This window comes from Pseudomonas sp. B21-012 (assembly GCF_024749305.1).
Lineage (GTDB): Bacteria > Pseudomonadota > Gammaproteobacteria > Pseudomonadales > Pseudomonadaceae > Aquipseudomonas.
The window spans coordinates 3,577,745-3,600,516 of record NZ_CP087197.1; the positions used below are offsets into that span (position 1 = coordinate 3,577,745).

The 22,772-nt window shown below is 64.6% G+C and carries 22 protein-coding genes; 12 read left to right on the plus strand and 10 right to left on the minus strand.

Features of this window, described 5'->3' with window-relative positions; genetic code table 11:
• Nucleotides 1–9: 9 nt before the first annotated feature.
• Nucleotides 10–633 (minus strand): glutathione S-transferase family protein, encoded by a 624-nt coding sequence (locus tag LOY37_RS16165; protein ID WP_045194105.1) that lies wholly within the window; start codon nucleotides 631–633, stop codon nucleotides 10–12.
• A gap of 3 nt (nucleotides 634–636) precedes the next feature.
• Nucleotides 637–1,428, minus strand: a complete 792-nt coding sequence (locus tag LOY37_RS16170; protein ID WP_258715250.1) for a helix-turn-helix transcriptional regulator — start codon at nucleotides 1,426–1,428, stop codon at nucleotides 637–639.
• A gap of 166 nt (nucleotides 1,429–1,594) precedes the next feature.
• On the opposite strand from LOY37_RS16170, the gene LOY37_RS16175 reads away from it, so the two are divergent.
• The 3 genes from LOY37_RS16175 (at nucleotide 1,595) to LOY37_RS16185 (ending at nucleotide 5,018) form a co-directional block, all read left to right on the plus strand.
• Nucleotides 1,595–2,689: a P1 family peptidase gene (locus LOY37_RS16175; protein WP_045194107.1), complete on the plus strand. Its 1,095-nt coding sequence runs from the start codon at nucleotides 1,595–1,597 to the stop codon at nucleotides 2,687–2,689.
• Between the two features lie 86 nt (nucleotides 2,690–2,775).
• On the plus strand, nucleotides 2,776–4,149 hold the full coding sequence (gene ppnN / locus LOY37_RS16180) for a nucleotide 5'-monophosphate nucleosidase PpnN (protein WP_045194108.1): 1,374 nt from the start codon (nucleotides 2,776–2,778) through the stop codon (nucleotides 4,147–4,149).
• Nucleotides 4,150–4,331: 182 nt separating this feature from the next.
• Nucleotides 4,332–5,018: a TIGR04211 family SH3 domain-containing protein gene (locus LOY37_RS16185; protein ID WP_258715251.1), complete on the plus strand. Its 687-nt coding sequence runs from the start codon at nucleotides 4,332–4,334 to the stop codon at nucleotides 5,016–5,018.
• Nucleotides 5,019–5,078: 60 nt separating this feature from the next.
• Here LOY37_RS16185 and LOY37_RS16190 read toward each other — a convergent pair whose 3' ends face one another.
• Nucleotides 5,079–5,963 (minus strand): DMT family transporter, encoded by an 885-nt coding sequence (locus LOY37_RS16190; RefSeq protein ID WP_258715252.1) that lies wholly within the window; start codon nucleotides 5,961–5,963, stop codon nucleotides 5,079–5,081.
• Nucleotides 5,964–6,059: 96 nt separating this feature from the next.
• Between LOY37_RS16190 and LOY37_RS16195 the strand changes: the two genes are divergently transcribed.
• Nucleotides 6,060–6,617, plus strand: coding sequence for a helix-turn-helix domain-containing protein (locus tag LOY37_RS16195; RefSeq protein WP_258715253.1), 558 nt, complete (start codon nucleotides 6,060–6,062; stop codon nucleotides 6,615–6,617).
• A gap of 14 nt (nucleotides 6,618–6,631) precedes the next feature.
• Nucleotides 6,632–7,141 (plus strand): methylated-DNA--[protein]-cysteine S-methyltransferase, encoded by a 510-nt coding sequence (locus tag LOY37_RS16200; protein WP_258715254.1) that lies wholly within the window; start codon nucleotides 6,632–6,634, stop codon nucleotides 7,139–7,141.
• 234 nt (nucleotides 7,142–7,375) lie between these two features.
• Here the strand turns inward: LOY37_RS16200 and LOY37_RS16205 are convergent, their stop codons facing one another.
• From LOY37_RS16205 to LOY37_RS16215, 3 genes are all read right to left on the minus strand, one after another.
• Nucleotides 7,376–9,775, minus strand: coding sequence for a TonB-dependent siderophore receptor (locus LOY37_RS16205; protein ID WP_258715255.1), 2,400 nt, complete (start codon nucleotides 9,773–9,775; stop codon nucleotides 7,376–7,378).
• Between the two features lie 97 nt (nucleotides 9,776–9,872).
• Nucleotides 9,873–10,838 carry a FecR domain-containing protein gene (locus LOY37_RS16210; RefSeq protein ID WP_258715256.1) on the minus strand — a complete coding sequence of 322 codons (966 nt, stop codon included), beginning with the start codon at nucleotides 10,836–10,838 and terminating at the stop codon, nucleotides 9,873–9,875.
• Nucleotides 10,838–11,371: a sigma-70 family RNA polymerase sigma factor gene (locus LOY37_RS16215; RefSeq protein ID WP_093381507.1), complete on the minus strand. Its 534-nt coding sequence runs from the start codon at nucleotides 11,369–11,371 to the stop codon at nucleotides 10,838–10,840. Before LOY37_RS16215 ends, LOY37_RS16210 begins: the two co-directional genes overlap by 1 nt.
• A gap of 189 nt (nucleotides 11,372–11,560) precedes the next feature.
• Between LOY37_RS16215 and LOY37_RS16220 the strand changes: the two genes are divergently transcribed.
• From LOY37_RS16220 to LOY37_RS16230, 3 genes are all read left to right on the plus strand, one after another.
• Complete coding sequence (locus LOY37_RS16220; RefSeq protein ID WP_258715257.1) at nucleotides 11,561–12,148, plus strand: SMI1/KNR4 family protein; 588 nt, start codon at nucleotides 11,561–11,563, stop codon at nucleotides 12,146–12,148.
• A 94-nt stretch (nucleotides 12,149–12,242) separates the two neighbouring features.
• On the plus strand, nucleotides 12,243–13,058 hold the full coding sequence (locus LOY37_RS16225) for a carbon-nitrogen hydrolase family protein (protein WP_258715258.1): 816 nt from the start codon (nucleotides 12,243–12,245) through the stop codon (nucleotides 13,056–13,058).
• Between the two features lie 36 nt (nucleotides 13,059–13,094).
• Entirely contained in the window at nucleotides 13,095–14,189 is a 1,095-nt protein-coding gene (locus LOY37_RS16230) for a polyamine ABC transporter substrate-binding protein (RefSeq protein ID WP_045194116.1), read from the plus strand.
• A gap of 32 nt (nucleotides 14,190–14,221) precedes the next feature.
• Here the strand turns inward: LOY37_RS16230 and LOY37_RS16235 are convergent, their stop codons facing one another.
• Nucleotides 14,222–14,806, minus strand: coding sequence for a DUF4174 domain-containing protein (locus tag LOY37_RS16235; protein WP_045194117.1), 585 nt, complete (start codon nucleotides 14,804–14,806; stop codon nucleotides 14,222–14,224).
• A 223-nt stretch (nucleotides 14,807–15,029) separates the two neighbouring features.
• Between LOY37_RS16235 and LOY37_RS16240 the strand changes: the two genes are divergently transcribed.
• Nucleotides 15,030–15,533, plus strand: coding sequence for a DUF1772 domain-containing protein (locus LOY37_RS16240; RefSeq protein ID WP_258593915.1), 504 nt, complete (start codon nucleotides 15,030–15,032; stop codon nucleotides 15,531–15,533).
• A gap of 62 nt (nucleotides 15,534–15,595) precedes the next feature.
• On the opposite strand, the gene LOY37_RS16245 is transcribed toward LOY37_RS16240, so the two are convergent.
• Both LOY37_RS16245 and LOY37_RS16250 read right to left on the minus strand, forming a co-directional pair.
• Entirely contained in the window at nucleotides 15,596–17,956 is a 2,361-nt protein-coding gene (locus LOY37_RS16245) for a DNA polymerase II (protein ID WP_258715259.1), read from the minus strand.
• A gap of 66 nt (nucleotides 17,957–18,022) precedes the next feature.
• Complete coding sequence (locus tag LOY37_RS16250) at nucleotides 18,023–19,231, minus strand: MFS transporter (RefSeq protein ID WP_258715260.1); 1,209 nt, start codon at nucleotides 19,229–19,231, stop codon at nucleotides 18,023–18,025.
• Between the two features lie 113 nt (nucleotides 19,232–19,344).
• On the opposite strand from LOY37_RS16250, the gene LOY37_RS16255 reads away from it, so the two are divergent.
• Nucleotides 19,345–20,250, plus strand: coding sequence for a LysR family transcriptional regulator (locus LOY37_RS16255; RefSeq protein WP_258715261.1), 906 nt, complete (start codon nucleotides 19,345–19,347; stop codon nucleotides 20,248–20,250).
• Here LOY37_RS16255 and LOY37_RS16260 read toward each other — a convergent pair.
• Entirely contained in the window at nucleotides 20,247–21,146 is a 900-nt protein-coding gene (locus LOY37_RS16260; protein ID WP_258715262.1) for a LysR substrate-binding domain-containing protein, read from the minus strand. The two genes, LOY37_RS16255 and LOY37_RS16260, sit on opposite strands and share 4 nt — an antisense overlap.
• Nucleotides 21,147–21,258: 112 nt before the next feature.
• Between LOY37_RS16260 and LOY37_RS16265 the strand changes: the two genes are divergently transcribed.
• Nucleotides 21,259–21,876, plus strand: a complete 618-nt coding sequence (locus LOY37_RS16265; protein ID WP_258715263.1) for a LysE family translocator — start codon at nucleotides 21,259–21,261, stop codon at nucleotides 21,874–21,876.
• Nucleotides 21,877–21,994: 118 nt separating this feature from the next.
• Nucleotides 21,995–22,723 carry a sel1 repeat family protein gene (locus LOY37_RS16270; protein ID WP_258715264.1) on the plus strand — a complete coding sequence of 243 codons (729 nt, stop codon included), beginning with the start codon at nucleotides 21,995–21,997 and terminating at the stop codon, nucleotides 22,721–22,723.
• Nucleotides 22,724–22,772: the final 49 nt, after the last annotated feature.

The window sequence follows — 22,772 nt, forward strand, 5'->3', positions numbered from 1 at the left end:
CAGCAGGCCTCACGGCAACCCGTTGCGCCCATGCAAGCGATAGCCTTCACGTTCGTTCAGGCGCTCATAGTAAGCCTCGACCGCCGGCAACGCCGGGCGCTCCATGGGGGTCTGCAGCCAGCGGTTAACCGACAGGCCGATGGCAATGTCCGCCAGGGCAAAGTCCTGGCCACTGACATAGGCCCCGGTACGTTCCAGCTGGCGCTCGAGGATGGTCATGTGCTTCGCCCAGTTGCGGCAACCCGCCGCCAGCGCTTGCGGGTCCTGGTGGGTCGGTGCCTTGCGCACCAGCGAGACAAAGGCGTAGCTCCACGAACCGTTGAGGTCGGTGGCCTGCCAGTCCAGCCATTGATCAACCCGCGCCCGCGCCTTCGGTTCGGCCGGGTACAACGCCTGGCCGCCATACTGGGCGGCGAGGTAGCGGATGATGCTGTTGGACTCCCACAAGACAAAATCGCCGTCGACAATCACCGGCACCATGGCGTTGGGGTTCAGCGCCAGGAACGCCTCATCCTCGGTCGAGCGAAAGCCCGAGCCCCAATCCTCGCGCTCGAACGGCAGCTGCAATTCGGCGCAGGTCCACAGCACCTTGCGCACGTTGATCGATGAAGCCTTGCCGAGTATCCGTAGCATCATTCACTCCTGATGGTCATGTTGTCCCAGGTGTTGCAAAAACAGGCTGAACAGCTCCGATTGGGACGAGACCCCAAGCTTGCTGTAGAGGTTGCGCCGGTGCACCTTGACCGTCTCCTGGGAGATGTCCAGGCGCTTGGCGATGGCCTTGCTGGAGTTGCCGCGCAGCACCAGGCGGGCGGTTTCCAGCTCACGCGCCGACAGCGTGTCGCTGCCAAAATGCTCCAGCGCCCGCTCGACCGGGGTCGAATGCTCGGCAACCTGCCGGGGATGCTGCTGGTGCCAGTGCTGGCGCATCAAGGCCAGCAGCCACGGCGCCAGCAGGCTCAGCTGGCCTATGGTCGCAGTGTCGTAACGCTGGTTGGCGCCCAGCGAGATGGCCAGGACCTTGCCCGCATCGAGGTTGAGGATCAGTTGCAGCTCGTCCTCGCCGACCAGGGCACGAAAGTAGTTGTTGAAGTAGTCGCTCTTGCGAAACTCGTCCGGGGCGACCTCTTCCATGCGGTACACGCCATCGGCAAGGCCGTCGCGCATGGCCTGGATGAACGGATCGAGCAGGTACAGACCGCCCAGGTACAGGGGCGCTGCCGCCGGCGCATCGCGAAAGCCGCGGTCGAATTCCTCCAGCACCTGCGGCGCGCCCTCGCGCTCCACCAGCAAGGCCAGGGCGGTGTCGCACGGCAGCAGTTGATCGAGCAGCACGATCAGCTGATGCCAGAACCCCGGCTTGCCCAACTGGTCGATGGCCCGGGCCAGGCCATGGTGATGGGCAGCGGCTTCGAATAGCAGGTTCACCGGTAACTCCTAGGGGGTAACGATTGGGGGGAATCGCCAGCGGCAGGTCGGGCTCCTAGACTCTGCACACCGGCACGCAGTATTGCCGTTGCTCAAGCACTTGTCATGCGCTGCGAACAACGGCCCTTGCGCGCCCCTCGAACCTTCCAACAGGAGCTGTGAATCAATGCGTGTACGTGATCTGGGCATTCGTATCGGCGTCGGCACCCCTGGCGCGTTCAACGCCATTACCGACGTGCCGGGCGTGCGTGTCGGCCATCACACCGTGCAGCGCGGCAGCGGCGACCACGCGGTCAATACCGGCGTCACGGTGATCGAACCACGGGCCCAGGCCGCCAGCCTGCAGCCGTGTTTTGCCGGTGTGCACGTGCTCAACGGCAACGGCGATGCCACCGGCCTTGAGTGGATTCGCGAAGCCGGCCTGCTGACCACGCCGATTGCCTACACCAACACCCACAGCGTCGGCGTGGTCCGCGATGCGCTGGTGGCGGCCGAGCGCGAGATGGCCAAGGCCCGCACCTACTGGTGCATGCCGACGGTACTGGAAACCTACGACGGCGTGCTCAACGACATCTGGGGCCAGCACGTAACGGCCGAGCATGTCCACGCCGCACTGGCCGCGGCGCAATCGGGGCCGGTGGCCGAAGGGTGCGTCGGCGGCGGTACCGGGATGATCTGCCACGAGTTCAAGGGCGGTATCGGTACCTCGTCGCGGGTCCTGGACCGCGCGGCCGGCGGCTGGACCGTCGGCGTCCTGGTGCAGGCCAACTATGGCGTACGCGGCGCCCTGCGGGTGGCCGGCTACCCGGTCGGCCAGGTGCTGGGCGAGGTGCATTCGCCGTTCAGCGCGCCGCGCAATGTCGGCGAGCCGGGCATGGGCTCGATTGTCATCACCCTGGCCACCGACGCCCCGCTGCTGCCGCACCAATGCACGCGCCTGGCGCAACGGGCCAGCGTCGGCCTGGCACGGGTCGGCGGCGGCACCGAGGACTCCAGTGGCGACATCTTCATCGCCTTCTCTACCGGCAACAGCCTGCCGGCAGCCAACTTCGGCCACCCCGGCGCGCCGACCAGCACGGTTGAGATGGTCAACAACGACCATATCTCGGCGTTGTTCAGCGCAGCGGCGGACGCCGTCGAGGAAGCCATCGTCAATGCCCTGCTGGCTGCCACCGACCTCGAGGCCCATGGCAGCAAGGTCCTGGCGCTGCGCCCCGAGCGTTTGCTTGAGGCCCTGCAGGCGGTCGGCTGGAAGGCCTGACAGCGAAAGGCACTCGTTGCTGCGACAATTTGTCGGTATGGTGGTGTTCTGAAGATGGACGTTTACCCGCTCACAGGAAACCCAGAATGCCCCAACGTGAAGTTATCAATGCATCTGTCAGCCCAAAAGGCAGCCTGGAAACACTGTCTCAACGTGAAGTACAGCAACTGAGTGAAGCCGGTTCCGGCAGCCTGTACACCCTGTTCCGCCAGTGCGCGCTGGCAATCCTCAACACCGGCGCGCACGTCGACAACGCCAAGACCATCCTCGAAGCCTACAAGGACTTCGAGGTACGCATTCACCAGCAAGACCGCGGCGTGCGCCTGGAACTGCTGAACGCCCCGGCCGATGCCTTCGTCGACGGCGAAATGATCGCCAGCACCCGTGAAATGCTCTTCAGCGCCCTGCGCGACATCGTCTACACCGAAAGCGAACTGGCCAGCCAGCGCATCGACCTGGAAAGCTCCCAGGGCATCACCGACTACGTCTTCCACCTGCTGCGCAACGCCCGCACCCTGCGCCCTGGCGTGGAGCCGAAAATGGTCGTGTGCTGGGGCGGTCACTCGATCAGCACCGAGGAATACCAGTACACCAAGAAGGTCGGCCACGAGCTCGGCCTGCGCAAGCTGGACGTCTGCACCGGCTGCGGCCCGGGCGTGATGAAAGGCCCGATGAAGGGCGCGACCATCGCCCACGCCAAGCAGCGCATGAGCGGCAGCCGCTACCTGGGCCTGACCGAGCCTGGCATCATCGCCGCCGAAGCGCCGAACCCGATCGTCAACGAACTGGTGATCCTGCCGGACATCGAAAAGCGTCTTGAAGCCTTCGTGCGCGTCGGCCACGGCATCATCATTTTCCCCGGTGGCGCCGGTACCGCCGAAGAGTTCCTGTACCTGCTCGGCATTCTCATGCACCCGGACAACCGCGGCCTGCCGTTCCCGGTCATCCTCACCGGGCCCAAGAGCGCCGCGCCGTACCTGCAGCAACTGCATGCCTTCGTGCGCGCGACCCTCGGCGACGAGGCCCAGGCGCACTACCAGATCATCATCGACGACCCGGCCGAAGTGGCCCGGCAGATGGTCGACGGGCTCAAGGAGGTCAAGCAGTTTCGCCGCGAGCGCAACGACGCCTTCCACTTCAACTGGCTGCTGAAGATTGAAGAAGGCTTCCAGCGCCCCTTCGACCCGACCCACGAGAACATGGCCGGGCTCAAGCTCAGCCGCGCGCTACCGCCTCACGAACTGGCCGCCAACCTGCGCCGGGCGTTTTCCGGGATTGTCGCCGGCAACGTCAAGGACAAGGGCATCCGCCTGATCGAAGAGAAAGGCCCGTACGAAATCAAAGGTGACAGCGCCGTGCTCGAACCCCTCGGCCACCTGCTGCAGGCGTTCGTCGACCAGCACCGGATGAAACTGCCGGGCGGTGCCGAATACGTGCCCTGCTACCGCGTCGTGAGCTGATTCAAGCCCCGCCCCCGCTTGCGGGCACAGCCTGTGCCCGCAACATTTGCTGCTATTTTCCTACCCCCTTCAGTGAACCTGCCCGCAGAAATATGGTCTTTCAGCAGGCGGCCTGCGCGCACGCCGACTGTTCACCGGCCCAGTCATCGGGCTTTTATTGTTTATTTCACGCGAAGACCATCATGCCTATCTCTCGTCCCGTTTCTGCGGCGCCCGCGCTGTTTTCCTCCTGCAACCCGGGCGCGCGCCGCCTGCTGACCGGCAGCCTGATAGGCGCCCTGCTGGTTTTGGCCAACCCGCTGTATGCCGAAGAGGCAGCGCCCAGCAGCGAGCGCTGGGTCAGCGACAGCTTGAGCACCTACGTGCGTAGCGGCCCTACTGACGGCCACCGCATTGTCGGCAACCTCAAGTCCGGGCAAAAGGTCACACTACTGACCACCCAGGGCAACTACAGCCAGGTGCGCGGCGAATCCGGCGACACCGTGTGGATCACCAGCAGCGACCTGCAGGCAGTGCCCGGCCAGGCCGAGCGCCTGCCGCAACTGACCGAGCAGGTGACCCAGCTCAGCGAACAGCTCAAGACCATCGACGACAGCTGGAAGACCCGCGTGCAAGGCATGCAAGAGACCCTCGACTCGCGCAAGGCGCTGATCGACGAGCTGCAAGCACGCAGCAAGGCGCTCAATGCCGAGCTGAGCGACACCCAGTCGGAACTGCGCAGCACCCAGGCGCGCCTGGGTGACGAGAACAAACAGGTGTTGATGCGCTACATGGTGTACGGCGGCGGCATCGCCGGTGCCGGTTTGCTGGCGGGCTTGATCTTGCCGGCCTTGAGCCGTGGGCGCAAAAAGAATGACCGCTGGTTCTGATGGCTGATTGCGGGGCTACTGCGTAGCCCATCGCCGGCAAGGGCGGCTCCCACAAGAGCGCTACTTAGCGGTCGTGATCCGCAGCATCCAGCCAAAGGTCATCCCCGCCGCCGCCAGCAATATCAAGCCGGAACCGGCCAGTTGCAGCGCACTCAGCGGATGCCCCAGGGCCAGCCAGTCGACCAGGATCGCCACCACCGGATAGATGAACGACAAGGCGCCGACCAGGCTGGTGGGGATTTTCTGGATGGCGCTGTACAGCAGGGTCGACATCAAGCCGGTGTGGACGATGCCGATCGTGGCCAGCAGTGCCCAGGTAGCGGGCGCCAGGGCCAACCCCGGCAGCTGCGCAAACGGCGCCAGCAGCAGCACCCCGACCAGCATCTGGATCAACACGATCAGGTGCGGCGCCACCCCCTGCAAACGCTTGGTGATAGCGGCAGCGACGGCATAGAAAAACGCCGCGCCCAGGGCCATCAGCACGCCCAGGCGGTAGTCTGCGGCAACGCTGTCAACGCTCGATCCGGCCATGACGATCAGCAGCATCCCGGCGAACGCCGCCAGCAACCAGCCAGCCTTGTTGGCAGTCATCTTCTCGGCGAACAGCAGCATGCCCAAACCCACCAGCATGAACGGCTGGGTGTGATAAACCACGGTGGTAACGGCAATCGAAGCATGGGTATAGGCACTGAACAGCAACACCCAGTTCAGCACCAGCGCGACCCCGCCCAACACCGCCGCCAGCGCCTGGCGGCCGCTAATCACCCTGCGCCGGAGCAAGCCCAGGCCGGCACAGGCCAGCAGCAACGCCAGCGCGCCAAACAGGCAACGCCAGAACACCACAGCCGCTGCCGGCTGGTCTGCGGCCAGCACGAACCAGCCCACCGTGCCGGAGATCACCATGGCCGCGGTCATCTCCAGGGTGCCACGTGTTTTCAGCTGCATGCTGAATCGACTCCTGTCATATCGAACAAAGGTCCGCTATGCTGAACAGATGAGTAGCGTTCGTCAAGGCGAACAAATGACCGGTATAGAGAACATATGATCGAAACCCATTCCCCCATCCTGCTGCTGGCCAGCGCCATCCGCCGCGAGCGCGAGCGCCTGGGCCTGTCGGTGACCGAGCTGGGCAAGCGCGCGGGCCTGGCCAAGTCGACCCTGTCGCAACTGGAGTCCGGGGTCGGCAACCCCAGCCTGGAAACCCTCTGGGCCCTGGCCACTGCGTTGCAGGTGCCGGTCAGCCGGCTGATGGGCCAGCCGCGCCAGCACGTGCAGGTGATTCGCGCCGCTGAAGGCGCCGCCAGCCATAGCGAGCAGGCCCATTACGCCGCCACCCTGCTCGCCGCCTGCCCGGCCGGGGCGCAGCGCGATATCTACCGGCTGCGGGTGCAGCCGGGTGAACCGCGGCGGTCAAAACCGCATCCACCGGGTACCCTTGAGCACGTGATCCTCTGCAGCGGCCGCGCCCGGGTCGGCCCGCTCGAGCAAGCGGTGACCCTGGAGGCCGGTGACTACATGAGCTATTCGGCCGACGCCCCGCACGTGTTCGAGGCCCTGGCCGCCGACACCCTGGCGGTGATGCTGATCGAACACGCCTGAAACGAGGACTGCCCATGAGCGAACTGCTGCTGCGCCGCCTGCACGTGCCGGAGCCGATTGGCCAGGTGCTGATCGTCGGCGATGACCAACGGCTGTTGGCGCTGGAATTCGATGAGCCAGAAAAACGCCTGCTGCGGTTGCTGCGCAGCCGTTTTGGCGCCGCTGTGCAATTACGCGAAACTGCTGGGCTGACGGCGCTCGCCGATGCTGTGCAGGCTTATTGCTCAGGCCAGTTGCAGGCGTTTGATGCGCTGGCGGTTGATGCCGGCGGCACGCCGTTCCAGCAACGGGTGTGGGCGGCGTTACGGGAAATTCCGCCAGGCACTACCCGCACCTACGGGCAGATTGCTGCACAGCTGGGTAACCCGGCTGCCGCGCGGGCGGTAGGCTTGGCCAACGCGCTGAACCCGGTGAGCCTGGCCATTCCCTGCCATCGGTTGGTGGGCAGCAATGGCGCACTGACAGGTTACGGCGGCGGTATTGAACGCAAGCGCTGGTTATTGCAACACGAAGGCCACGCCTAGTTATATTATTTATAGATGTTATAATCGTCCGTTAATTGTTTTGGAGGGCAGTTTATGACTACATTTCAATTCATTGCCGGCATGGCCTTCTGCTTTGCAGCCCTTGCGCTAAAAGCCTACCTGATCCTGAAGCCGCCCGTAGAAGCCGGGCCTGGCGCTCGATAAGCAATTGTAAGCCGGAATAACAGAACGCCCCCTTTTTATAGATCAAGGGGGCGTTTTTTATTTAGCCGATCAGAAATCCCAGCGGGTGGTCAGCATCAAGTTACGCGGATCACCGTACGACATCGAGTTATAAAAACCGATGTTGGTGTAATAACGTTTATCGAACAGGTTATTGGCATTTACCGTGGCCGAAAAACGCTCGGTGAACTGGTAGCGGGCCATCAGGTCCACCAGCCAGAACGGGTCCTGGGCGAACTCCTCGTCGATGCCCTTGGGGCGGTTGCGCAGTACCTGCCAGCCCTTGCCCTGCCAGCGCGCGCCGCCGCCGACCGTCAGGCGATCAAGCGCGCCCTTGAGTTTGTAGCTGGTGTAGAAGCTGACCTGGTCTTGCGGCTCCCAGGTCGACACCTTCTGGCCCTCGTCATCGCGAATCACTTTGTGGGTGTAGCCGCCCTGCAGTTGCCAGCCCGGCGCCAGCTCACCCGAGACTTCAGCTTCGAAGCCCTTGGTCTTGGCTTTGACGCCCATCCAGGCGAAGCCCACCGCCGGGTTGGTCGGGTCGCCGTTGTACTGGTTGTCCTCGACGGTACGGTTGCTCTGGTGGATCTCGAAATAGGCAAGGCTGGCGTTGACCCGGCCATCGAGGAACTCGCCCTTGATACCCACCTCGTAGTTCTGCCCTTCGTCCGGGTCCAGCAGGCGGTCGGTGCGGTCGCGGAACCAGCTGTCCTGAGGCATGAAGATGTCGGTGTAGCTGGCGTACAGCGAATAGGTGTCGTTGAGGTCATAGACCGCGCCTACGTAAGGGATCAGGCGGTCGTTTTCCTTGTTGTCGGCGTCGATGCCGTCGTAGCTGTAGTTGACCAGGCGCCCGCCGAGCAGCAGGGTCAGGTCGTCGATCGGGTGCAGGCGCGCGGTGAGGTAAGTGCCATTCTGGCGAACCTTGTCGTCGGTGCGCGCCGACACCGGGCCCCAGTCAGGTTCGCCGATGTCGCCGTCCCAGTTGGGAAAGTCGAGGATGTTGTTATTGGCATGGGTAACGTCGCGGTAGTCGTTGCCCTTCCAGCGCGAGGCGGTATAGGAGTTGCCGATCACCAGTTCATGCTCGCGGCCGAACAGCTGGAACGGCCCGCTCAGGTACAGGTCGAGGGAGTCGCTCACGGTTTCGCCGGTGTACTTCTGCGCATAGATGCCGGCGGTGCCGTCCTTGCGTGGCTGGTAGCCCTGGATCGAGCCGAGCGGCGCGTGGTAGCCGTTGATCTTGTGATCGAACTGGGCCTTGGCCACCCAGCCGTTGTCCAGGTGATGCTCAAGGCTGGCGAACACGGTGCGGGTGTACTGCTCCCAGCTGCTCCATTTCGCTGCGTTGTTGAAGTGGTGCGAGACATTGTTGGTGTCGCCATTGCCATCGTACAGCGGCACGGTGCCCGACCAGCTGGAGCCTTTGGGGTTGTTGTCCTGGTAGTCGGCGCCGACGGTCAGCAGGGTGTCGGGGTCGAGGTCGAACTCGAGGATGGCGTAGTAGACGCTGGTCTTGCGCTGGTAGTGGTCGAGGAACGAGTGCTTGTCCTGATAGGCCGCCACCGCCCGGCCACGCACGTTGGCGCTGTCGGTCAACGGGCCGCTGACGTCCAGTTCGCTGCGGTAGTTGTCCCAGCTGCCGGCGCCCAGATCAAAATGGCCTTTGAACTCGGCGGTGGGTTTCTTGCGCACCAGGTTGATGGTCGCGCCCAGCGAGCCTGCGCCGGTGAGCAAGCCGGTGGCGCCCTTGAGCACTTCGACGCGGTCGTAGATGGCCATGTCGCTGAGGCTGTTGCCAGCCGAGTAACCGACGTTGCGCGAAGTCGAGGGAATGCCGTCGTACTGGAAGTTGCTGATGGCAAAGCCGCGGGCGTAGTAGCTGTTGCGCTCGGTGTCATAGGCCGAGACGGTGATGCCCGGGGTGTGGCGCATCACGTCGTCAATGTTGTTGAGGCCGAAGTCATCCATGTGCTGGCGGGTCACCACGGTGATCGACTGCGGCGTCTCGCGCGGGGTCAATACCAGGCGTGTGGCGGTGGCAATGGTGCCGGGGGTGTAGGAGCGGCTTTCTTCGGTGATGGTCCCCAGCTGGTTGCTGGTGACCTCGGTGGCGCTGAGGTTGATCGCACCCGCCTCGTTCACTTCGCGCACCAGGCTGTAGCGCCCGTCGGCCTCCTTGATCAGTGCCAGGCCCTTGCTGGCGAGCAAGGCGCGCAGGCCCTCCTCGACCCCGTACTGGCCGTGCAGACCTTCGCTACGCTGGCCCCGGGTCAGCGCCGGGTCAAATGACAGCACCACGCCGGCCTGGGCGGCAAAACGGGTCAGCACCTGGCCAAGATCGTCCTGGGCCAGGTCGTAGCTGCGCGCGGCCGATTCGGCCTGGGCCATGCTCAAGGGCAACAACAGCGCGCAACAGCGCAGGGCGTGGTGAATCGGGCGGGTTCTCATTCGATGCGTTCTCTTCTGGTTGGCATTCAGGCAGTGGGCCTGCCTTCCATAAGTCGAACGACAAGACGAATTAATATCATTTGCATGAAAAACACTTTTATTTGCGTGCCTCTACCGTCACCCAATACGGCGTGCGCTGGCTGACCCGCACCGGCAACGTGCTTTCAAGGGCGCGGAAGATCTGTGCCTGGTCGTCGAGCCTGAAGGTGCCGCTGATGCGCAGCCCCACCACTTGCGGCGCGCAACGCAACCAGCCGCGGCGGTAGCGCGCCAGGTCAGCGATAAAGGCCCCCAGGTACTGCTCGTTGGCGATCAGCAGGCCCTTGCTCCAGGCATCCAGGTTGCCCTCCAGTGGCGAACTGAGCACCAGCGCCGGGTTGGCGAAGCGGCATTGCTCGCCCGCCTCCAGCAGCGCACCGCCACCCTGCTCGCCCGCCAGCACCTGTACGCGGCTTTCGAACACTGCCAGGCGTGTGGTGTTTTCGCCGGCCAGCAGCGAAAAGCGTGTGCCCAATGCCTGCACGGTGCCGTGGCGGGTTTGTACCAGGAAGGGCCGGTTGGCCGGGTCCTTGGCGGTGGTGATCAGCACCTCGCCATCGCGCAGCACCAGCAGGCGCTGTTGAGGGTCGAAGCGCACATCCAGGGCGCTGGCGGTGTTGAGCTGCACCTGGCTGCCGTCGTCCAGGGTCAGGTTCAGGCGTTCGCCGGTGCGGGTGTGATAATCAGCGAACCAGGGGCCCTGGCGCGCCTGCTGGTAACCGCCCCACCCCACAGCACCGGCTCCCGCCGCCAGCACCAGCCCCTTGAGCACACCGCGACGGCCCAGCGCCGGTTGCTGGCCGGCCAGTTCCAGGGTGCGCCCGGCCAGGCGCGTGGGCATTTGCTGCAGGCGTTGCTGCACCCGCTCGACCTGCTGCCAGGCCCAGCGGTGCTGCTCGTCGGCCTGCAGCCAGGCGTGCCAGGCGGCGTGTTCGGCGCTGCCGGCGCTTTCATCATTGAGGCGCGCACGCCAGGCGGCGGCCTGCTCAAGGGCAGCGAGCTGACGCGAATCGAGGGCGGCCATCAGTCAGCCTCGTGTTGCAGGCTGTACAGCGTGCAATGGTGCAGGGCCTTGGCGATGTCACGATTGACCGTGACCACCGAGATGCCGAGGGTTTCGGCGATGGCCTTGTAGGTCATGCCGTCCAGTTGCGAGAGCAGAAAAGCCTTGCGCACCCGGGCGCCGAGGCCGGCGAGCATGGCATCCAGCTCGCACAGGGTTTCCAGCAGGATCGCCCGCGCTTCAGCGGAAATATCCAGGGCTTCAGGTTGCTCGGCCAGCGCCTGCAGCCAGGCGCGTTCGAGCCGCGCACGGCGAAAATGGTCGATCATCAAGCGCCGGGCGATGGTCGCCAGGTAGCCCCGCGGTTCGCGTACGGCGCGCAGGCGGTCGACGGCATCGTCGGCGCTGAGCACGCGGACAAACACGTCCTGCATCAGGTCGGCGGCCAGGTCATGGCACGCCACTCGCGGGCGCAGCCAGCCGGTCAGCCAGCGGTGATGAGCCTGGTACAGGTGGCTGACCTGCTGGCGCAGGGCGGGGTTGGAATCGCTCATGATGACTCGAAAAAGTAAATGAGAATTTCTATCATTCTATGCGAATGTAGGACGCCGGTGGAAGCGCGGCGTCAGGCTGATCACGGGCCAAGTCGAGTCGTCGCACCGCCGCGCCCATAGCACTGGCAATCCCGGTGAATTTCAGTCAGCCTGCCACACACCTCTGCGCTTTCAGGAAGGAACCGCCCCATGTCACTCGTCGAAACCTACCTCAGCGGCCTGCGCCAGGCGCTGCCAAGCGAAGAGCTTGAACAATTGAACCTCGCCCACGGCGCTTCGGCCGCAGACCTGCAAAAACTCAGCGCCCACTACCCGCTGTGCCCCGACAGCCTGCTGCGATTGCTCGGGCAGATCGACGGCACTCATTTTCGTGATTACCCGGGCGGCACGGTCATCGTCCTGGTGCTCGGTTCGGACGTGTTCGAATACCCCTATTACCTCAGCGCCAGCGAGCAGATCCTCGAAGACGCCCGGGGCTACACCGACAGCATTCGCGGCATGTACGGCGAGTACCTGGAGGATTACCCGGAAACCGTCGGCGCGGGCATCGACAGCGAACTGGCCATGAACCAGCGCCTGTGTTTCTCCCATTGCATGAACAACGGCGGCAGCTCGAAGCTGTACATCGACTTCAACCCCGCCGCCGGTGGCACTGTCGGCCAGGTGGTGCGCTACCTGCACGACCCGGACAGCTATGAAGTGATCGCCGACAGTTTCGATCAGTACCTGCAGCAACTGATCGACGATGACTTTGCCTTTGTCGAACGCGAGATCTGAGCGCCATTACCCATTCAGGGTTACTCCATCAACGTAATTAACGCCCACGCCGTCGCGCCGCATACTCGGTTCCAGCCCCCCGCAAGGAACCCCGATGAAAATCGAACTGATACAACTCGCCGGCCGCGACGGCGATACCGCCTACAACCTGCAACGCACCCTTGAAGCGATCGCCGGTTGTGCGGCCGACACCGACCTGCTGGTGTTCCCGGAAACCCAACTGATGGGTTTTGCCAGCGCCGAACAGCTGCCAAAGGTTGCCGAAACGGTGGACGGCCCCAGCGTCCAGGCGGTGCTGCAGGCGCTGCGCGAACGTGACGTGGCGGCGGTGATCGGCCTGGCCGAAAAGGCCGATGGCCGCTTCTACAACACCTCGCTGCTACTCACCCCCGAAGGCATCGCCCTGCGCTATCGCAAAACCCACCTGTGGCCCTCGGAGCGCGGCCTGTTCACCCCCGGTGATCGCTACGCCACCACCACCTTCAAAGGCCTGCGTATCGGCCTGCTGATCTGCTACGACATCGAGCTGCCGGAAAGCAGCCGCGCCCTGGCGCAACTGGGCGCCGAGCTGATCGTGGTCAGCAACGGCAACATGGACCCCTACGGCCCGGTGCACCGCACCGCGATCATGGCCCGCGCCCAGGAAAATCAGGCCTTCGCCCTGATGGTCAACCGCGTCGGTGCAGGCGATGACAACATGGTGTTCGCCGGTGGCAGCGCCGTGGTCGACCCGCACGGGCGCCTGCTGTTCGAGGCCGGGCGCGAGCCCTGCCGGCAGCTCATCGAACTGGACCTTGGGCAACTCGAACTGGCTCGCCGCGACTACGACTACCTGGCCGACCGGCGCCTGCACCTGCCTGGCCAGCGCCTTGAACACGCCGATGGCCGCCGCGAACTGCTGATCCCCTGAGCGCTACCCCTATAACAAGAATCCGGAGTGCCCTTCATGAAGTCGATCCGTCGCCTGCCCCTGGCCCTGGCCGCGCTGCTAAACCTGGCCGCCGCCCAGGCCGCCGCGCCCAGCGTGCACATCTATAACTGGTATGACTACATCGCGCCGAACACCACCAAGGAGTTCCAGCAGGCCTCGGGCATCGCCCCGGTGTATGACGTGTTCGACAACAGCGATGTCATGCAGAGCAAGCTGATGGCCGGGCGCAGCGGCTATGACGTGGTGTTCGCCAGCGCCGACCTGCTGCCCAACCTGATCAAGGCCGGGGTGCTGGCCGAGCTCGACCGCAGCCAGTTGCCCAACCTGGCGCACCTGGACCCGCAGATCCTCGCCAAACTGCAGGGCAACGACCCCGGCAACCGCTTCGCCGCCCCCTACTTGTGGGGCACCACGGGCCTGGGCTATGACGTCGACAAGGTCAAGGCGCGCCTGGGCAAGGATGCACCGCTCAACTCCTGGGACCTGATCTTCAAGGAAGAAAACCTCGCCAAGCTGGCCGACTGCGGCGTGGCCATGCTCGATGCACCCGGCGAGATCATCCCCATCGCCCTGCACTACCTGGGCCTGCCCTACAACAGCAAGAACCCCGAGGACTACCGCAAGGCCGAGGCGCTGCTGCTCAAGGTGCGCCCGCACATCGCCTACTTCGACTCCTCGCGGTTCATCTCCGACCTGGCCAACGGCAACGTGTGCGTGGTGCTCGGCTGGTCTGGCGGGGTGTTCGATGCCAAGCTTGCCGCCAACAACGCCAACAATGGCCGCGACATCCGCTACAGCATTCCGCACGAAGGCGCACCGTTCTGGCTCGAAAGCATGGTCCTGCTCAAGGACGCGCCCAACCCGCAGCAAGGCCTGGCCTTCATCGACTACATGCTGCGCCCCGAGGTGATCGCTGCCTCGACCAACTACCTCGGCTACCCCAACGCCAACAAGGATGCCGCGCCGCTGGTAGACGCAAAAATCCGCGACAACCCCTCGGTGTACCCGCCCCAGGCGGTGCTCGATACCCTGTTCGCCCTGGAGCCGCTGCCACTCAAGTACGAACGCATCCGCACCCGGGTGTGGAGCAAGGTCAAGACCGGCAGTTAGTTGCCCGAAGCGGGCTCGGCGACCGCTGAGCCTCAATCCTCCAGCGGCTTGGGCGGTGGCAAGGGCTTTGGAGGTTTTGCCGGTTTGGCCGGTTTGTCATGCTTGCCGGGCTTGGCGTCTTTCTTGCCCTTTTCGGGCTCGTTCTTCAGGTCGGCAACGGTCGGCGGCACGATGGCCTTTTCGGCCGCCGGCAACTGGTCGACCGCATCGAAAATTGCCTTGGGTTCGAGGGTGCCGGTGTGTTCGAGCCGGTGCAGTTCGCCGTCCTTGCCTACCAGTACCACCGGGGTGACCATGGTATCCCGGGCGCTGAACTTGAACTTGCGGATCAGGGCCATGGTCTCCTGCTGCTCCAGAAACTTATCATCGCGTTTGCCGACCATGCTGGCGACGCTATACAACACCAGTTTTCGCTCCTCAAAGGCAGCCTTGGTGGCCGGGTCTTTGAGGGCCTCTACCAACTTACGCAAGGTCGGGTCGGCAGTACTGGGGGCAAGGACAATCAAGGGGCGGGCCTTGTACAGATCCTGGGCCAGAGGGTCATCGCTATCGGCAGCGAGGGCGGGGCCGGCAACGAAGGCCAGCAGGGTGGCGAGGGTCAGTGACCGGACAAGCATGCGCATCTCCTTTCAATTTCCATGCATCAAAGACTACAAGTCGCGACGAAAGATCCGGGTTGCGAGCCTAAACTACAGGGCCAGATGAGTGGGCAAAGCAAAGGTAACTTCCGATTACCAAGTGCGACCTTGGATACCTACCGAAAGGTCTGTCATCCGATTCTGAGGATAGCTGAAGGCCGCCAGCCATGCCCGTCGACCACCCTGGAAAAAGGCCTGAACCATGAGCATTGCCGATACCCTGCTGTTGCTGCTGATCCTTGTTACCGCCCTGGGCTGTGGGTTGATGGGCGGGTTGTTCTTCGCCTTCTCAAACTTTGTCATGCAGGCCCTGGAGCGTATCCCGGCGCAGAGCGCGGTCACCGCCATGCAGTCGATCAACCAGGTGGTGCTCAACCGCCTGTTCCTGTCGTTGTTTCTCGGCACCGCCATCACCTGCGCGATTCTGCTGGCCTGGGCCTGGTTGCGCTGGCCATTGCCGGGCAGCCTGTGCATCGGCATCGGCAGCGGCCTGTACCTGCTCGGCAACGTACTGGTGACCCTGCTGTTCAACGTGCCGCGCAACCAGAGCCTGGCGCGCCTGGACCCGGCCAGCAGCGAAGCGGCCAGTGCCTGGCCAACCTATGCACGGGTGTGGAACCGCTGGAACCATGTGCGCACCATCACCGCCCTGGCGGCGACGGCGTGGTTGATGGTGGCCTTGCTGCGGGTGGTGTGGACTCAATAGCGGCTGCTACGCAGCCATCGCTGGCAAGCCAGCTTCCACAGTGTCGGTGCATGCAGGTCCGGCTAGAACAAGCCCATCTGCCGATCGATCAGCGCCGTGAAGTCATCCTCCACGAACGGCAGGATCGCATCCGCCACCGGCTGCAATTGCCGGGTCAGGTAGTGGTCGTAATCGATCGCCGAATGTCGCGTCTCCAGCGGCTCCGGCCCCGCCACGGTTATCACGTAGCTGATCCAGCCGCCATTCTGATACTGCAGCGGCCGGCCCTGACGGTCATTGAAGTCATCGGCCATGCGCGCCGCCCGCACATGCGGCGGCACGTTGCGCTGGTAGTCGGCCAGCGGCCGGCGCAGGCGCTTGCGGTAGATCAGCAGCTCATCCTGCTCACCGGCCAACGTCTTGCGCACATACTCACGCAGGTACTGCTGGTAAGGCTGGCGCTTGAAGATGCGCTCGTACAGCTCCTGCTGAAACTGCCGGGCCAGCGGCGACCAGTCGGTGCGCACGCTTTCCAGGCCCTTGTAGATCATCTCTTCAGTGCCCTGGCCACGTTGCACCAGGCCGGCATAGCGTTTCTTGCTGCCTTCTTCGGCGCCGCGAATGGTCGGCATCAAAAAGCGCTTGTAGTGGGTTTCGTACTGCAGCTCCAGGGCACTGTCCAGGCCATAGCTGTCGCGCAGGTGCTCACGCCACCACTGGTTGACCTGCTGCACCAGCTCGCGGCCGATCTGCGCCGCGTCCGCCTCGTCATGGGCACGCTTGAGCCAGACGAAGGTCGAGTCGGTGTCGCCATAGATCACCGTATAACCCTTGGCTTCGATCAACTCGCGGGTACGGCGCATGATCTCGTGGCCGCGCATGGTGATCGATGAAGCCAGGCGCGGGTCGAAGAAGCGGCAACCGCTGGAACCGAGTACGCCGTAGAAGGCGTTCATGATGATTTTCAGCGCCTGGGACAGCGGCGCATTGTGCTCGCGCTTGGCTGTATCGCGGCCCTGCCAGACCCGCTCGACAATCGCCGGCAGGCAATGCCGGCTGCGGGAAAAACGCGCCCCGCGAAAGCCTGGCACCGAGGTCTCATCGCCCGGTTCGCGCAAGCCTTCGACCAGCCCCAGCGGGTCGATCAGAAACGTGCGGATGATCGATGGATACAGGCTCTTGTAGTCGAGCACCAGCACCGACTCGTACAAGCCCGGTCGCGAATCCATGACAAAACCACCGGGGCTGGCCTCCTCCGGGCGCTCGCCCTGGTTGGGCGCGACGAAGCCCTGGCGGTGCATCAGCGGCATGTATAGATGACAGAACGCCGCCACCGAACCGCCGCTGCGATCAGCCGGCAAACCGGTGACCGTGGCCCGTTCGAGGAGGAAGGTCAACAGTTCGGTCCTGGCGAAGATCCGCGTCACCAGCTCGCAGTCCTTGAGGTTGTAGCGGGCCAGGGCCGGCTTGTCCTCGGCGAACATGCGGTTGATTTCGTCCATGCGCTGGTACGGAGTGTCGATCGCCTTGCCTTCGCCGAGCAGGGTCTGGGCGACGTTCTCCAGGCTGAACGAGGGGAAGCTCCAGGTCGCCGAACGTAGCCCTTCGATACCGTCGATGATCAGCCGCCCGGCCGCCCCGGCAAAAAAATGCGCGCGGCTGCCGTGCTCGCGCCAGTCCATTGCCTCACCGCCACGGCCCAGGCGCAGCGGCACCTTGAGCTGGGTGGCGTGCTGCTGCAGTACGCGCAGGTCAAACTGCACCAGGTTCCAGCCGATGATCGCATCGGGGTCGTGCACAGCCAGCCAGTCGTTGAGGCGTTCGAGCAATTGAGCGCGGCTGTCGCAGTATTGGAGGTCGAAATCCACGCCTGCGGCGTCGCCATTGGCCGGGCCGAGCATGTACACCTGGCGCTGGCCACAGCCTTCGAGGGCAATCGAATACAGCTCGCCGCGTTCGGTGGTTTCGATGTCCAGCGACACCAGCTTGAGCGTGGGGCGGTAATCGGCGGCGGGCTTGAGCTGGGCGTCGATCAACACGCCGCTGGCATCCGCCGTGCCGCTGAAGCTGACCGGCGCGGTGATGAAGCGCTCCATCAGGTAGCGCTCCGGCGGGCGCACATCGGCTTCGTAGATTTGCACCCCGGCGGCGCGCAGGCGCTTTTCCAGCTGGATCAACTGGCGGTGCTGACGGCAGTACAAGCCCAGCACCGGCCGTTGTTCGAAATCGCGCAGGGCCAGCTCGCGCAACTCGACCTCGCGCTCGCCGCGCAACACCGCCTCGGCCTGGCGCCGCTGTTCGGCGGGGATGAACGCCACTGAAGTCTGCAGCGGCAGACGCAAGCGCCGTGGGCCCTGGTCGGTGGCCAGCCAGAACTCGACAACGGTACCGGCCGGGGTATCGCGCCAATGCCGGGTCAGGACAAAGCCCTGCTGTAACTCCACCGCTGCAACCTCGAAAACGCCTGTGTATGCGCCGATTCTACCCGTCTGCGCGGCGGCCTGGCGAACTTAGCTCGGCACCCGTGCGCCCGGGGCGAAACCGTGGCCATGGGCGCGACCGGCAATCAGCAGGGCCAGGGCGATCAGCGCCAGCAACACCCAGGGGAAACTGCCCACGCCCCACTGGCTGAGCAACACACCGCCAAGCAGGCCACCGGCGGCAATGGCCGAGTTCCATACCGTGACAATCATCGACTGGGCGACATCGGCGCCCTTCCCGGCGGCATCGGCGCTGGCGGTTTGCAGCAGGGTTGGCGCGCCACCGTAGGTCAGGCCCCAGAGCGCGACACTGAGGTAAACCAGCGGCGCCGACTGGCTGACAAAACCAAGCACCAGCGCCACCACGGCAAAACCGAACAAACTCAGCAGGACCATGTTGCGCAGGTGCTTGTCGATCAGCGCACCGACCACGCCGATGCCGGCCAGGGCGGCAATGCCGAAGGTCAGCAGGACCATGCCGGTGCTCGCCGCCAGGCCCACCGAGGCCAGGTACGGCACGATGTAGGTGTACAGCACGTTGTGCGCCAGCACCCAGGTGAGGATCACCAGCAGCACCGCCAGCACCCCGGGTGTGCGCAGCACCTGAGCGATACCGGGGCGTTGGCCGGGGGCATGGCCGTCGAAATCCGGCACCTTGCACAGCACCCAGGCCACCAGCACCAGGGTCGCGCCGGACACCAGGGCAAAGGTCATGCGCCAGCCCAGCAGCTCGCCCAGCCAGGTGCCGGCCGGCACCCCCAGTGACAAGGCCACTGGCGCACCAATCATCGCCACCGCCATGGCCCGGCCTTGCTGCTCGGGGCTGACCATGCGCCGTGCATGCCCGGCAATCACGCCCCAGGCCAGGCCCGCGGCAACACCGGTCATGAAGCGCGCGACCAGGGTCAGCCAGTACGAACTCGACAACGCCGTCACCGTGTTGAACAGCAAGAAGCCGATGATCGCCAGCAACAGCACCGGCCGTCGGCGCCAACCCTGGGTCAGGGTCACCAGCGGGATGGCGGTCAAAAGCGAGCCCAGGGCATAGACGCTGACCATCTGCCCGGCCATCGCCTCACTGACCTGCATGCCGCTGGAGATCTGCCCAAGCAGCCCGGCCGGCAAGGTTTCGCTGAGGATGGCGATAAAGCCGGTCATGGCCAGGGCCAGCAGGCCGCTGACCGGCAAGGGCTGCTCCAGTGCGGCCGGCCCATCGGCGCTGCAGCTGATGTGGGTCATGGTGAAACTCCTGTAGGAAAGATGGGCGAACCTTAAGCCTGCACGCACTGCGGAAAAAGCCGGGTACAATTCCGCTCATAACGGACACGGGTGTCCGCAATCGGGAAATGCAGATGGATAGCCTCAGCGGTTTCGTGGTGTTCGTGCGGGTGGCAGAAACCGGCAGTTTTGTCGGCGCTGCGCAGTCGCTGGGGGTCAGCGCCTCGGCCATTGGCAAGCGCGTGGCGCGCCTGGAGCGCCGCCTGGGCGTACGCCTGTTTCACCGCAGCACGCGCAGCATCACCCTGACCGCCGAGGGCAGTCAGTTTCTGGAGCGCAGCCGGCGCATCCTTGCCGAGATCGAGGCCACCGAGCTTGAGCTGTCCCAGGCCAGTGAAGTGCCGCGCGGGCGTTTGCGCATCAGCCTGCCGCAAGTCACTGCGCTGGTGATGCCGGCCTTGAGCGAGTTCATGGCGCAGTATCCGGAGATCGAGCTGGATCTGGATTTCGACGACCGCATGGTCGATATCATCGGCGAAGGTTTTGACGTGGTAATGCGCGGCGGAACGCCCAGCGACTCACGCCTGAGCGCACGCTTTCTAGGCCATTTTCACCATGTACTGGTGGCCTCGCCGGCCTACCTTGCGCGCAATGGCAGCCCCACGCACCCCGCCGAACTGGCCCGCCACACCTGCCTGCATTACCGTTTCCCGAGCACCGGCAAGCTCGAACAGTGGCCGCTGCGCCAGGAGCCCGCCGGCCACGCCTATGAGATCCCGGTGTCGATGGTCTGCAACCACGTCGACACGCGCATCTGCTTTGCCATGCGCGATCGCGGCATCACCTGCATTCCGGATTTCACCGTGCGCCAGCAGTTGCAGCGCGGCGACCTGGTGACCGTGCTCGATGACTTCATGGAGCGCCGCGGCAGCTTTTACCTGCTGTGGCCCTCGGGGCGGCAAGTGCCGCCACGGCTGCGGGTGTTCATCGACTTCATGAGCACGCGGCTGCTGCCCGATGCGGGCGCACCGCAGTATTAGTCATATAAATAATCAAAGCCCTGGGCAGGCAATTGCGGCACCTGCTGCACCAGGAACGCCCCCAGTTGTTGCACCTGGCGGGCCTTGGGGCTGGCCTGCAGCCAGGCCAGGTAATAGCCCTCACCGGTGGCCACCGCCTGCGCAAATGGCGTGACCAGGCGCCCGGCGGCGAGCTCGGCGCTGGCCAGCAACAGGTCGACCACGGCCACACCCAGGCCTTGCTGAGCCGCCGAGATGCCCTGGTCGAGGGTGTCGAACAGCTGGCCGCGCTCAAGGCTGATGGCCGCAGCCCCGGTGCGCTGCAGCCAGCGCCGCCAGTCACGCCGGTCGGGAGATGGGTGCAGCAGCTCGCAATGGGCCAGGTCTGCCGGGTAACCGGGCTGGCACACCGGTACCAGCCATTCGTCAAACAGCTTGAGGCTGGCGATGCCGGCGCCGAAATGTCCGTCGCTCAACAGGATCGCGCAGTCGTAGGGCTCGCTGTAAAAATCCACCGTATCGATGTCCATCCACACGCTGCTCAGTTGCACCTGAGCGTGTTCTTCACAGTGCTTGAACAGCGCCAACTGGCCAAGCAACCAGCGCACGGTCAGGGTCGAGGGCGCCTTCAGGCGCAGCTGCTGGCGGTCCTGTCTGAGCAGGCCGCAGGCGCTTTCGATGATCTTGAAGCCGACTTTCAGCTCCTGGGCCAGCAGCCGGCCCGCTTCGGTCAGCACCACTTTCGGCCCGCGGCGCTCGAACAGCGCGCAGTCGAACAGGCCTTCGAGGGTTTTAATGTGATGGCTGATGGCGCCCTGGGTCAGGGCCAGTTCTTCGCCGGCGCGGGTGAACGAACCGTAGCGCGCGGCCACCTCGAACGCCCTGAGCGCCTGCAATGCGGGAATGCGTTCGGTCATGGCCGCCTCTAGCATGAGTCAAACTAATAGAAGGCCACAGTAACAGGCGTTTTACAACCGGACCGGGCCTGCCGAAAATTGCGCTCCCGCCAAACGCCCTCGAGACCCGCCCGTGAACAGTGCCCTGCTTGCTACCTACGCCCTGACCGTTGTGCTGCTGATCGCCAGCCCCGGCCCGGTGGTGGCGCTGGTGGTCAACACCACCGCTCGCGCCGGGCGCAAACAGGCACTGCTGACCGCCCTGGGCACCAACGGCGCGTCGCTGGTACTGATCGCCCTGGCGGCGCTGCTGATCTTCAGCAGCGCCGCGATCAACCCGCTGCTGCTTAGCGCCTTGAGCGTGTTTGGCTGCCTGTTCATCGGCTTTCTGGGCCTCGGCGCGCTGGCCGAACTGCGCCGGCCCGCGCACGCCGCAGCGCCGCATGCGGTGCGCCAGGGCGGGCTATGGCAGGGGTTTGCCATTGGCCTGTCGAACCCCAAGGACATCCTGTTTTTCGTCGCCTTCTTCCCGCAGTTCATTCAGGTCACCGAGCAGTTCAGCCACAGCCTGATGCTGTTGGCGCTGGTCTGGCTGGTGCTCGACCTGGGCATTCTGGGCCTGTACATCCTGGTCATCGGCCGCCTCGCCGAGCGCCTCGAGCGGCGCCTGATCAGCGCCATCAGCGCCGTGGTACTGCTGGCCATCGCCGCCGTCGGGCTGGCCTACAACATCCGGCAACTGTTGCCCTGACGGGCTACGCTTTCGGGCGCGGGCCCGGAGCGGTTAGAATGGCGCGCTATCACCCAGGCCAGCCACACTATGGACAGTCGGATTGAACCCTGAACAGCGCAGTCTTCTCCAAGCCAACATGCATACCCGCCCGGCCCCGAATTCCAGAGGCACTTCCTTGATCCGCTCGCCCCTTTTGCACGGCCTGCTCGCCGTCGTGCTGCCGACTTCGGTACTGGCTGCCGGCGTACAGATCGACCCGCATGCCGACCTGCTGTACCGCCAGGCCGTGAGTTTGCTGGAACAGGCCGACAACCAGAGCGCCAGCTTCACCCTCAAGACCAGCACCACCGACCAGGATCTTGCCCAGCAAGGCCAGGCCCTGGGCCGCACCCTGGCGCCTGCGGTGAGCCTGTTGAAAAAAGCCGTGGAGCTTGACCACCCGGCCGCCCAGTATCGCCTGGCGCTCTACTACATCACCTACCTGCCGGCAGCACAGATTTCCGCTGCCGCCTGCCCGCTGCTCGAAGCCAGCATGGGCCAGGGCTTTGCCCCGGCGGCCCTGGGCATCGAGAACTGGTGCCCCAACTACAGCCGTAGCGAATACCGCAACGCGCTCGAAAGCGTGCCAAACCTGGCCAGCCTGTACGCCCCCTACTACCCGCAACCGGCCGTGCGCCTGTTGTGCCATCGCGAGCAACCGCAGGGCCTGGCCATGCAGTGGGGCCGCCAGCGCGACTACCAGGCCGAGGTCTACCGCCTGCTGGCCAGCGCCGACCCGGCGCAGAGCAAGGCCTACTGGCAAAAAGCGGTGGACATCAATGGCTGCATCGCCGCGCAGCGCCGCCTGGCCAGCAACCACTACTGAGCGCCAAGCCCTCTGCCGCGCCGCTGACAGCAAGATCGTTCAAGTCAGC